The sequence below is a fragment of the Streptomyces sp. NPDC060064 genome, assembly GCF_042736455.1.
GTDB lineage: Bacteria > Actinomycetota > Actinomycetes > Streptomycetales > Streptomycetaceae > Streptomyces.
Genome location: NZ_JBHWWF010000020.1, coordinates 46,979 through 59,144 on the forward strand (window position 1 = coordinate 46,979; position 12,166 = coordinate 59,144).

General features: G+C 67.8%; 7 protein-coding genes. 5 read left to right on the plus strand and 2 right to left on the minus strand.

Annotated features, from left to right (window positions below):
* The first annotated feature begins 168 nt into the window (after positions 1-168).
* From ACFWDI_RS23535 to ACFWDI_RS23545, 3 genes are all read left to right on the plus strand, one after another.
* On the plus strand, positions 169-2,721 hold the full coding sequence (locus ACFWDI_RS23535; RefSeq protein WP_385306563.1) for a hypothetical protein: 2,553 nt from the start codon (positions 169-171) through the stop codon (positions 2,719-2,721).
* Between the two features lie 292 nt (positions 2,722-3,013).
* Entirely contained in the window at positions 3,014-6,595 is a 3,582-nt protein-coding gene (locus ACFWDI_RS23540) for an RHS repeat domain-containing protein (protein WP_385306565.1), read from the plus strand.
* Positions 6,596-6,600: 5 nt separating this feature from the next.
* Entirely contained in the window at positions 6,601-7,071 is a 471-nt protein-coding gene (locus ACFWDI_RS23545; RefSeq protein WP_385306567.1) for a hypothetical protein, read from the plus strand.
* 941 nt (positions 7,072-8,012) lie between these two features.
* On the opposite strand, the gene ACFWDI_RS23550 is transcribed toward ACFWDI_RS23545, so the two are convergent.
* Together ACFWDI_RS23550 and ACFWDI_RS23555 are read right to left on the minus strand one after the other, a co-directional pair.
* On the minus strand, positions 8,013-8,531 hold the full coding sequence (locus ACFWDI_RS23550) for a heme-degrading domain-containing protein (RefSeq protein ID WP_385306569.1): 519 nt from the start codon (positions 8,529-8,531) through the stop codon (positions 8,013-8,015).
* Positions 8,528-9,619, minus strand: coding sequence for a Gfo/Idh/MocA family oxidoreductase (locus ACFWDI_RS23555; protein WP_385306571.1), 1,092 nt, complete (start codon positions 9,617-9,619; stop codon positions 8,528-8,530). Before ACFWDI_RS23555 ends, ACFWDI_RS23550 begins: the two co-directional genes overlap by 4 nt.
* A gap of 90 nt (positions 9,620-9,709) precedes the next feature.
* Here ACFWDI_RS23555 and ACFWDI_RS23560 point away from each other — a divergent pair, with 90 nt between their 5' ends.
* Together ACFWDI_RS23560 and ACFWDI_RS23565 are read left to right on the plus strand one after the other, a co-directional pair.
* Positions 9,710-11,059, plus strand: a complete 1,350-nt coding sequence (locus ACFWDI_RS23560) for an ROK family protein (protein ID WP_385306573.1) — start codon at positions 9,710-9,712, stop codon at positions 11,057-11,059.
* Between the two features lie 137 nt (positions 11,060-11,196).
* On the plus strand, positions 11,197-12,153 hold the full coding sequence (locus ACFWDI_RS23565; protein ID WP_385306575.1) for a hypothetical protein: 957 nt from the start codon (positions 11,197-11,199) through the stop codon (positions 12,151-12,153).
* The last annotated feature ends 13 nt before the right edge of the window (positions 12,154-12,166 follow it).

Sequence of the window (12,166 nt, forward strand, 5' to 3'; positions counted from 1 at the left end):
CGGGCTCTCCTCAGCCCTCTTGACGCGGCCCCTTTGAAGAGGGTGCTCGCCCGACAGGCAAGGAACTCAAGAATCGTGATTCCCCCCAACCGCGGCCGACACGCTGCGGGAGCTCGGCGCTGGATCGCGCGTGGCGCCTTGGTCGTCGCGCTGGTGTGTCTACCGCAGGTGGCCATACCAACAGGCTTCGACTTCACAACAACGTCGGCAGCAGCGGCCGGCCGTAAGGACTTTCCCAAGCCGCCCAAGGACAGAATCGACAAGGTTCTGCCCTTCAAGGTGAAGAAGTCCAAGGCTCCCGCGGACAAGGCCCGGCCCGCCGAAGCCGACACTTTGAGGCGCCTGCAGAGCACCCACTGGCCCAAGGCTGCCAGCGCGAGCATCACTTTGCCTTCTGTGGGCGGTAAGCCTGTGAAGGCCGGTGATCTCCCAATCACGGTCAAGACCCTTGCTGCCGCGGGCAAGGGCAACGACAAGACAGTCCGGGCGAAGCCAGCCAAGGGCAGCCCGTCACCCAGCGTGGCGAAGGTGGAGCTGCTGGGTCGTGATGCGGCCCAGAAGGCCGGCCTCAATGGCCTCCTGTTCACCCTGCACCCCAACGGGCAGACCACCGACGCGGGCAAGCTGCAGGTCTCCCTCGACTACGCCTCGTTCGCCTCCGCCTACGGCGGCTCCTACGGAGCCCGCCTCAAGCTCGTCCAGCTCCCCGCTTGCGTGCTGACCACGCCGAGCAAGCCGGTCTGCCGCAAGCCGCAAGACCTGCGCTCGACCAACAGCACCGAGGAACGACAGCTCACCGCCGAAGTCTCCACCGCCCCCGCCAGCACGCAGCCCAGCGCACGGGCGATGGTATTCGCCGCCGCGGCAGGCGCCGAATCCGCTGGCGGTGACTTCAGCGCGACCAGCCTGTCGCAGTCCGCCTCATGGGACAGCGGGGGCAGTACCGGCAGCTTCACCTGGAACTACCCGCTGCGAGTGCCCCCGGCCACCGCAGGACCTGAACCACACCTGAACATCAGCTACGACTCCAGCAGCGTCGACGGACGCACCGCCTCGGAGAACAACCAGACCTCGGTCGTCGGAGAAGGGTTCTCCGTCACCGAGTCCTACGTGGAGCGCAAGTACGGCTCCTGCAAGGACGACGGCCAAGCCGGCAAGGGCGATCTGTGCTGGAAGTACGACAACGCCACCCTCGTCCTGAACGGCAAGGCCAGCGAACTCGTCAAAGCCTGTGCTACGGCGTCCGCCTGCCGAACCGACGAAAAGTCCCAGAATGCCTCCACTAACTGGCGCCTCAAAGGCGACGACGCATCCCGAGTCGAGCGCCTGACGAACACGGCCTTGGGCAACGGCGACGCCAACGGCGAGTACTGGAAGGTCACTACCGGCGACGGCACGCAGTACTTCTTCGGCCAGCACAAGCTGCCCGGATGGAGCGACAACGGCACTGCCGCCGACGACCGCGTCACCAACTCCGTCTGGACCGCCCCCGTCTTCGGCGACGACCCGGGCGAGCCCTGCAACGCCTCCACCTTCGCCAGCTCATACTGCACTCAGGCTTGGCGCTGGAACCTCGACTACGTCGCGGACGCGCACGGCAACGCCAGCAGCTACTGGTACGCCAAGGAGACCAACAACTACGCCAAGAACGCCACCACTGGCACCAGCACCCCCTACATTCGCGGCGGCTACCTCGAGCGCATCGAATACGGCCAGCGTGGCACCAGCCTCTTCAGCAAGCCCGCATCCCAGCGCGTCTCCTTCACCTACACCGAACGATGCATCGTCACCAACGGCTGCAGCAGCCTGACCGAAACCACCAAGAAGAACTGGCCCGACGTACCCTTCGACCAGATCTGCGCCGACGGCAAAGCATGCCCGCTGCAGGTCAGTCCCTCCTTCTTCACCCGCAAGCGCCTCACCGACGTCACCACCTCCGTCTGGAAAGGCACCGGCACCGGAATCGGCACCGAAGCCGACTTCCGCTCCGTAGACGGCTGGCGCCTGGAACATTCTTTCCCCAGTGCCGGTGACGTCAGCCAGCCGGCCCTGTGGCTGGAGTCCATTCAGAACACCGGCAAGGCAGGCACTGCAATCGCGCTGCCCAAGGTGACCTTCGGCGGCATCCAGAAGTCCAACCGTGTCGACCACCCCAACGACGACATCGCACCCTTCATCAAGTGGCGTGTGCGGACCATCAAGTCCGAGACCGGCTCGGTCATCACCGTCAACTACTCCGACGTGCAGTGCATCCGCGGCACCCTGATGCCCGCCTCGGAGGACAGGAACGACCTGCGCTGCTACCCCGTCTACTGGGCCAGCGATGGCGGCGAACCCACACTCGACTGGTTCCACAAGTACGTCGTCGAATCCGTCTTCCAGGACGACCCGACCGGCGCCGGCCGCACCATCGAGACCTACAACAGCTACGGCGTCAACGACCGAGGCGCAGGCTGGGGCTACAACGACGATGAAGGCCTGACCAAGGACAAATACCGAACATGGTCCCAGTGGCGCGGCTACGCCAAGGTCACCACCACCGTCGGCGACACCAGCGGCCCGCGGAGCAAGAAGACCGACCTGTTTATGCGCGGTCTGGACGGAGAGAAGGAGAACGACGGAACCCCGCGCGACGAGAAGACAACCGACTCCACAGGCCATCGAGGACTCCCGCCAGTACGCCGGCTTCCTCCGCGAAACCACCACGTACAACGGCGATGACGTCGTCGGCACCACCATCAACGACCCCTGGTCCCACCGCACCGCCACACACGCCTACACCTGGGGTGCCACCGAGGCCTGGTTCGTCAACACCGCCACCGTCCACGCCCGTGAACGCCAGCCGGACGGCTCCTACCGGAGCAAATCCTCGACCACCACGTTCGACACCACCTACGGCAGCCCCCTCACCGTCGACGACGCCGGCGACGACGCGGTCACAGGCGACGAATCCTGCACTAAGACCACCTACGTTCCCAACACCGCAGCGTGGCTGATCAACCTCCCGTCGCGAGTGGAGTCCTACGCGGTCGACTGCGACACCACCCCGGGGCTGCCCAAGGACACCCTCTCCGACACGACCACCGCCTACGACAACCAGCCAGTCGGAACCGCCCCGATCAAGGGCAACACCACATCCGCTGCCAGGGTCAAGGGCTACACCTCAGGCAAGCCCGACTACCAGACGGTCGCCACCACCACCTATGACGCGCTCGGACGCGTCGCCTCCGTCACGGACGTCCTCAATCGCACCACCACCACGAAGTACACCCCCAGTGACACTGGCTACGGTCCGGTGACTGGCAACGTCGTCACCGATCCCAAGGGCTACACGGTCACGAGCACGATCGATCCGGCCTGGGGCGTGGTCAGCAAGAGCGTCGACGTCAACGGCAGCACCACCGAGTACGCGTTCGACGCATTGGGCCGCGTCGCGCAGGTCTGGCAGCCTGACCGTCTCCGTGCCCTGGCAGACGCCGCAAGTATCGAATACGAGTACCGCGTCTCCAACACGGACGAGTCCTGGGTCCGTACCGGCACCCTCAAGGCCGACGGCAAGACCTACAACAGCAGCTACGAAATCTTCGACTCACTGCTGCGATCCCGGCAGAAGCAGGGCCCCTCGCCTTCCGGCGGCCGGGTCATAGCCGAAACCCTCTACGACGACCGCGGCCTCCCGGCCATCACGAACACCGACGTCCACGACGCCGATGCCCCCGAGGGTCAGCTCGTTAACACCCTGCCCGGTTCCGTCCCCGCATCCACGGAGACCGTATTCGACGGCGCCGGCCGCGCTACCGAATCGATCTTCAGGATCTACGACCAGGAGAAGTGGCGCACCAAGACCGCCCACCTGGGCAACCGGGTCGCCACTACCGCCGCCGCTGGCGGAACCGGCACGTTGACCATCACCAACGGCAGGGGCCAGACCCTCGAACGCCGTGAATACGCAGGCCCCAAGCCAGAAGGCGACAACTACACCAAGACCACCTATACGTACTGGCCCTCCGGCCAGGTCAACACGATGACCGGCCCAGACCAGTCGGTCTGGACCTACACCTACGACGTACGCGGCCGCCAGGTAGAGAAGACCGACCCGGACTCCGGCAAGACCACGACGGCCTACAACGACGCCGACCAGATCGCCTCTATCACTGACGTCCGCAACAAGACCATCCTCTTCGATTACGACGTACTCGGTCGGACGACCGGAACCTGGGACGGCATCAAGGACAACGCCCACCAGCTGACCAAGTTCACCTACGACTCTGTCTCCAATGGCAAGGGCAAGCCCGCCGCAGCCGTCCGCTACGTCGGCGGCCTTGGGCAGACCGGCAGCAAGGTCTATTCGAGCCAGGTAGTCAAGTACGACAGCCTCTACCGCGCCACCGAATCAAAGACCACGCTCGCGGCGACCGACCCCCTCGTCCTCGCCGGCGCACCCAGCACGTACACCACGAACCAGATCTTCAACGCTGACGGCACCACTCAGAGCACCCGCCTACCAGCGGCAGGCGGCCTGCCCGCAGAGACCGTCACCTACGCGCACAACGGCCTTGGCATGGTCACCGCGGTAGGTGGCGATACCGACTACATCCGATCCGTGGGCTACTCCCCACTCGGCGACGTCGAAGAGACCCTGCTCGGTACCTCGTCCACCGCCAAGCACATGCAGGTCCTCAACGGGTATGAGGACGGCACACGCCGCCTGGCCAACTCGCGAACCGTCGACGACACCAACGCCGGCTACACCAGCGATGTCGACTACACCTACGACGTCAGCGGCAACGTCACCTCCGTCATCGACAAGGCCACCTCCGACGCCCAGTGCTTCACCTACGACGGGCATCGTCGCCTGAGCCACGCCTGGACGCCCGCCGACAGCAAATGCGCCGCAGAACCAGCCGCCGACAAGCTCGGCGGCCCCGCACCGTACTGGACCAGCTGGACCTACACCGGATCCGGCCTGCGTGAAACACAGACCAAGCACAAAACGTCCGGCGACACCCTGACCAGTTACACCTACCCGAACGTTTCCGCCAATGGCGGGGGTCAGCCGCACACGCTGACCAGCCGTACCACGTCCGGCGAGACCAGCAGCTACACGTACGACGAAAGCGGAAACACCCAGACCCGGCCGGGCCCCGAGGGTCCCCAGGACCTCGACTGGGACATTGAGGGCCGCCTTGCCACCCTCACCGAGGGTGGCAAAACAACCACGTACCTCTACGGCGCAGGCGGTGACCTGCTCATCCGCAGCAGCCCCGCCGAGACCGTCCTCTACCTCGGCGGCCAGGAAGTCCACTACGACCCCAGCACACAGAAATTCACCGGCCAGCGTTACTACGGAGCTGGCGACGGCACAGCCGTCCGCACAAACGCGGGCCTGTCCTGGAAGGTGGCCGACCACCACAACACGGCATCCCTCGCCGTTGACGCCACGACGCAGGCCCTCACACGCCGCTACACGGCACCGTTCGGCGAATCCCGCGGAACCGCTCCCCAATCGTGGCCTGACGACAAGGCATTCCTCGGGAAGACCCACGACCCAGGCACACAGCTGACACACATCGGCGCTCGCCAGTACGACGCCGAGACCGGCCGCTTCATCAGCGTCGACCCAGTCCTCGCCCCCGGCGACCATGAATCCCTCAACGGCTACGCCTACGCCAACAACACCCCCGTCACCCTCTCTGACCCGACTGGCCTCCGGCCCGACGGCTCATGCGGCGGATCCGGCCCATGCGTCGTCGGCAAGACCAAAGACGGTGACAACAAATACGAGACCTGGACCTACAACGGTGGCGGCAGCTGGTCTTGGGGCTGGAGCGCAACCAACACCAAGAAGGTGTCCTACGCTGATCAGCCGTACACCCTCACCACGTATGTGTCTTACAACCGCAAGTCGGGCTATGCCATCAATGCCAGTCTCCAGGCTGGCCCAAAGCCAAAGAAGGAACGCGTCTTCCATGGCTGGGCAATGGGCACCAACCCAAACTACAATCCGAATATTGATGACGACTGGATCAAGCGACCACCGCTTGAGACGTGGCAGAAGGTCGTCCTCGGTGTTGTTGTCGGAGTATTTGCCGCTGTAGTCGCGGCTCCAGTGGTCGCTGCGGTCGGACCGGAGATCACAGCAGTATGCCTAGCCAACCCCGCCGGCTGCGCACTTACCGCCTCAGACATCGCAACGGGAGGAGCTGCTGGCGGCAGCATGCCAGCTGCTGGGGCAGCAGGCGCGACGAGTGCCCAGGCGACTGAGTCCGTCGCTGCCAGAATTTCCGCCACGCAAGGGAATTACGCGGGCACAAGCCTTCCGAAATCGTTCAATCTGACGACCTCAGGTGGACGTCAGGTTTGGGTTCACCCGAATTCTACAAAGCACATCGAAGAGGAGATTCGGCGCTCGGGCTTCGCCAAGAATCTTTTGACCGAAGATCTCCTCGCAAGCCTTGCGCGGTCTGTGGACGCGGCGACTTTCGATGGGTTCCAGTATGGTCGCAAGGTGATGAGCATGGGTTGGGAACTGATCATTGTTCCTTCGAAGAGCGGGACGGGAAATCCAGTCCTGAAGCACGCGAGAAGGGTGTAGTGGCAGTGGGGCTTGTTCTGAAGGGGATCCACAGTCCTGCCGATCCGGAAGTTTCTGTGGACCCCTACGTGCCGCTGACGCTCCAATGGCCGAAGTATTTGGCCACCTTGAGCCAGCCTGATTCGGTAGTTCTTTCCGAACGCGGGGTGACTGTCGAGATCAAAACTTCCCCTGTCGATGGGGAGATCTTGGAGTTCATTCTTGTGGAAGGGGGCAGCGTCCGTGTTGATCGCTCTGTTTCAATGACCATGCCCGAGTACACGCCCGGTGTTCCTCTGCTGGTCGGCGCTACCGAGGTCGGGTACGAACCCAGTGTCCATCTGTACGCCAACGGGATAAGAGTTCAATTCAACTTGCACGCTCCCATGAAAAACATTGGAAGCGCTAGGGCTGTATTTGGCTTTTCCGAAGCAGGTCAGATGGTCTGCCTGGACGTTCCGCTAAGTCCGTCCGAGGCTGAAGTGGTGTCGCCCTAGAAGACTGATGACGATGTCGGGCTCTGGCCCCGCCGCAACAGCGGTGGGGCCAGAGTTGTTGATGCGGTGATGGGGGAATGCGCGGAGAGACGGTCGGGTGTGTTTGCGTTCTTGGCCGAGCACCAGGGCGAGCTGTTCCCGGCACTGCGTCCGAGGACATGTATCCCTTCAGGCAATGGGGCGGCCTTCTACGCCGCCGCAGATTCTGGCTGCTGCCGGCACGCTTCACGTGTTGCACGGGCTGGCGATTTTCGAGACGGTCGAGGAGCTGCAGTGGAAGGCCGCATGCGGGCTGGGTTACACGACAGGGCGTGTGATCCGTCATTGCTGGCCTATTTCCGGCGTCGGCCGGCTCGCTCGCCTCGGCCGAACTGGTTGATCACGGCCGTGCGTGAGGTCGTCAGTGCCACCGGTCTCCTCAAGGGCAAGCACCGGCGGGCGCTGGATTTTCACAATGCTGTGCCTCCGGCCGCCGCCTCGGCTCCAGCCGGTCCGGCACCCGCGGACGGCGGCCATCATCAGCAGCCGGTCCCCGACGGCCAGCAGCAGCGCGTCCTTGTCCGCGAAATGCCTCCATACCGCGGACAGTCCACCCCCAGCTCCCTCGCCCAGGGCGCGTCCGGTCAGCTCGTCCGGCCGCCCCGCGACGCGATCGCACTTGCCGCCTCCACGATCGCCTCCGGCGACAACCGCGCCGGCGCCCAGCCCCTCAACCGTCGACCCTCAGCCCAATCACCGCATCATCGATGTCATGATGTCTGCGCAGGTCTTGGGCGGACGGGGTGTGGGACACCTCACCACGGCTTGACGGCGTCGCCGTTGCCTGTGGTGGCTGCTGGGGGGATGGGTCCGCCCGCGCCGCGTGGCCCGGGCATCGTCTGCGCGCGCCACGGCGCGGGGGCAGGGGCCACGGGTGTCCCCGCGGCCCCTGCCCCCTCGCCTCACGCCGCGATGAAACGCTCCAGCGCCTCGACCACCATCGCGTGGTCCTCCGCCTGCGGCAGGCCCGAGACCGTGACCGAGCCGATGACGCCCACGCCCTCGACCGTGATCGGGAACGAGCCGCCGTGGGCCGCGTACACGTCCGGGTCGAGGCGCGAGGACTCCTCGAACGTCGTGCCCTTCGCGCGGTGGCGGGTGCCGACCAGGAACGAGCTCTGGCCGTACCGCTCGACGACCCGCCGCTTGCGGTCGATCCATGCGTCGTTGTCGGCGCTCGAGCCCGGCAGCGCGCAGTGGAAGAGTTGCTGTGCTCCGCGCCGGATGTCGACCGCGACCGGCGACCGGCGCTCGCGGGCCAGCTCGACGAGCAGGCTGCCGAGCATCCAGGCGTCCTCGTATGTGAACCGGCGCAGGGTCAGTCGGTGCTCCTGGGCGACGAGCTCGTCGACGCTGAGCGGTGCGGGCGCGGCCGGGCCGGAGGGGATCGGCGAGGCGGACGGGGTGGGCGAGGCGGTCATGCGGAGACCTCCACGGTGATGCCCTCGCGGGCGGAGCGGCGCGCGGCCTCCAGGACGTCCAGCGTGGCCGCCGCCTCAAGAGCGGTGACCGGCGGGGCCGTGCCCTCGCGCAGGGCGGTGGCGATGGCCGCGTAGTACGCCGGGTAGTCGCCCGGAACCGTCTCGACGGGGCGGCCGCCGCCGGTCAGCGGGGACTCGCCCGCGCCGACGCGGCCCCACAGCGACTCGGGCTCGACGCCCCAGCTCGCGTCCGAGTCGGGACGCCTGTCCTCGCGGAGGGCGGCCTCCTGCGGGTCCAGGCCGTACTTCACATAGCCCGCCGTCGAGCCGAGCACCCGGAAACGCGGGCCGAGCTGCGCGGTCACGGCGCTGACGTGCAGATGGGAGCGGACTCCGTTCGCATGCGTGAGCGCGATGAACGTGTCGTCGTCGGTTTCGGCGCCGGGGCGGCGGACATCGGCCTCGGCGTACACCCGCACGACCGGGCCGAACAGGGTCAGCGCCTGGTCGACGACATGGCTGCCCAGGTCGTACAGCAGACCGCCGATCTCCTGCGGGTCGCCCGACTCGCGCCAGCCGCCCTTGAGCTGCGGGCGCCAGCGCTCGAAGCGCGACTCGAAGCGCAGTACGTCGCCGAGCTCGCCGTCCGCGATCAGCTTCCTGAGAGTGAGGAAGTCGTTGTCCCAGCGGCGGTTCTGGAAGACGGAGAGCAGCAGACCGCGCTCCTCGGCGAGGGCGGCGAGTTCACGCGCCTCGGCGGCGGTGCCGGCGATGGGCTTGTCGACGACGACCGGGAGGCCGGCCTTGAGGGCGGCCGTGGCGATCGGGACATGTGTCTTGTTGGGAGAGGCGATCACGATCAGATCGAGCTCGTCGGCCCGCTCCCACAGCTCGTCGGGCGAGGCCGCGAAGCGTACGTCGGGGAACTCGGCGCGGGCCTGCTCCCGCCGCTCCGGGTTCGAGGTGACGATCGTGTCGAGGGCGAGACCCTCGGTCGCGGCGATCAGCGGGGCGTGGAAGACGGAGCCCGCCAGGCCGTAGCCGACGAGTCCGACGCGGAGGGGGGTACGGGTGCCGGTGCCAGTCATGCATTCCACTTAAGCAACGGTGTTGCCAAAGTGCAAGCGGAGGGGACAATGGGGTCCGTGAACAGGACTGTGAGGAGCAGTACGGGAGCTATGGGCGCTACGGGAGCTGCGGGAGCGAACCTGCTGGCGCTGCGCAGTCATAACGCGGCGCTGGTGCTCGACCTGCTGCGTACGGCGGGTGAGAGCGGCATCAGCAGGATGGAGCTCGCCGAGCGCACCGGGCTCACCCCGCAGGCGGTCAGCAAGATCACGGCCCGGCTGCGCGAGGAGGGGCTGGCGGTGGATGCGGGCCGCCGCGCGTCGACCGGCGGCAGACCGGGCACGGTGCTGCGGCTGGTCCCGTCGGCGGGCCACGCGGTCGGGCTGCACCTGGACCGCGACGAGCTGACGGTGGTGCTGCTGGACCTGGCGGGCGCTCCGGTCGCGGTCCGCACGGTGCCGCTGGACCTGGGCGCGGGGGCGGAGGCGGTCGTGGAGCGGGTGGCGACGGAGGTCGAGGCGCTGTCGGCGGGGGCCGGGGCCGCCGCCCACCCCTTCCCGAAACTTGGGGCGGCCCAGCCCCCCGGGCCGGCGGCGCAGGCTTCGCCGCGTCGGGGCGAAACGACGGGGTCGGGGCCCCAGGCCGTGGGCCCGGCCGAGCATGCGCCTGCGGCGCCTGCGGCCGTCCCGCGCGGGTCCGGGCCCGCCGTGCGGGCCGGGGCCACGGATACGCCCGGCGCCCTACCCACTGCCGGGCGCGAACCCGCAGCACCCGCGGTCGCCTCCCGCCGGCCCGGGGATGTTCCGCCGCTCGTGCTGGGTGTTGGCGTGGCCATGCCCGGGCCGCTTGATCACGCCACCGGTGTTCCGCATCGCGTCACCGGGTTTCCGCAGTGGGACGGGTTTCCCCTCCGTGACGCGCTCGCCGCGCGGCTCGGGTTGCCCGTCGTCCTTGACAAGGACACCAATGCCGCCGCCCTCGGGCTCGCACTGCGCGGGCCCGGTGACTCCTTCGCGTATCTCCATCTGGGTACGGGACTCGGCGCCGGTCTCGTGCTCGGCGGCGCTCTCTACCGCGGCGCGCGCACCGGCGCGGGGGAGTTCGGGCATCAGGTCATCCAGCTCGACGGGCCCGAGTGCGGGTGCGGAAAGCGGGGCTGTATCGAGGCGCTCTGCCTGGCGGCCGTCGACCGCGGCGATCTCGACCTGGCCGCGCGCGTCCTCGGCACCGGCGCCGCGAACCTTGTCGAGCTGCTCGACATCGACCGGGTGCTGCTCGGCGGCCGGGTCGTCGCCGCGGCCACCGAGCCGTTCGTACGGGGAGTCGGCGAGCGTGTCCGCGTCCCGGTCGACCTCGCCGAAGGCGGCGCACACGTCGTCGCGGAGGGCGCCGCGCAACTGGTCCTCGCGCCCGTCTTCGGACGCGCCGAAGTGTCCACCGCCGCACCGAAAATAGGCTGATAGGGCGAAATTGCGAGGCCGTGCGGCCGCATCAGGCCCTGGCGTCCGCGTACGACCGCGCGCGCGTGGCAGGGTCTCGGAGTACGACCGGGTGATCCCCCGGCGGTTCGTGAGCAGCCGAGCAGCAAAGGTCATCCATGCGACTGCGCAATGCCCTCGCCGTCGGAGTCACCGCAGCCACGATCGCGCCCGCGGCGCTCACCGGCTCGGCCGCGGTGGCCGCCGCCGTGACCGCACATGCCGCCGCCGAAACGCTCGCCGAGCCTGCCGAGGCGCCTGAGCGGGCAGCGGCACTCGAGCAAGCAGGGGCGCCTGAGCAGGCAGCGGCACCTGAGCAAGCAGGGGCGCCTCAATCGGCCACGGTGTCCCAGTCGGCCGCGGCACCCGGGACCGCCGCCGCGCAGGTGCCGGGACCCGGTGCCGGAAAGCCCGCGGCCGACAAGCCCGCGGCCGACAAGCCCGGAGAGCAGCAGCCCACCTGCGGCAAGGTCTCCGACCCCGACTTCCCCATCGACACCCGCATCCACGGCGGCCCCACCGTCCACCGCCCCGGCGGCGGCTTCCAGGAGTGGTCCGTCGACCTCGCCAACACCACCGACGAGAGCTGCCGCAGCATCCACCCGGTGATCATCTTCAGTGGGCGCGACCGCGGTCTCACCCCGGCGCGGATCACCTTGGAGTTCCACGACGACAACGCGGCCCTCTGGCGCCCCGTCACCCTCGAGACGACCGCCGAGGACGAGGTCGTCGGCGTCCTCGACGGTGGATTCCCCGGCTTCGTCGTCCCGGCCCGCAAGTCGGTCACCGTCAAGGTCCGGCTCTCCCTCGCGCCCGACACCCCGCCCAACCAGGTCACGGTCAACGCCGCGGTCGTGCAGCGGAAGGGCAACGACGGCGACTGGGTGGGTGAGTCCGGCGACTACCGCTTCGCCGTTATGGACGACGACGGTTCCGGGGCCTCCGTCACCCTCGACGAGCTCGCCACGACCGGCATCGGCTCTCTGCTCCGCCTCGGGGCCGCCCTCGGTGCCGTACTGCTGTGCAGCGGGGCGCTGGTCCTGGCCTCCCGGCGGCTGCGTGCCGGGCGGCGCTGAGCGTTCACATCCG

Bases quoted from the DNA above. Each gene is read 5' to 3' on its own strand.
- ACFWDI_RS23565 (WP_385306575.1), top strand. From the start codon at position 11,197: ATGCGACTGCGCAATGCCCTCGCCGTCGGAGTCACCGCAGCCACGATC.
- ACFWDI_RS23560 (WP_385306573.1), top strand. From the start codon at position 9,710: ATGGGCGCTACGGGAGCTGCGGGAGCGAACCTGCTGGCGCTGCGCAGT.
- ACFWDI_RS23550 (WP_385306569.1), bottom strand. From the start codon at position 8,531: ATGACCGCCTCGCCCACCCCGTCCGCCTCGCCGATCCCCTCCGGCCCG.
- ACFWDI_RS23555 (WP_385306571.1), bottom strand. From the start codon at position 9,619: ATGACTGGCACCGGCACCCGTACCCCCCTCCGCGTCGGACTCGTCGGC.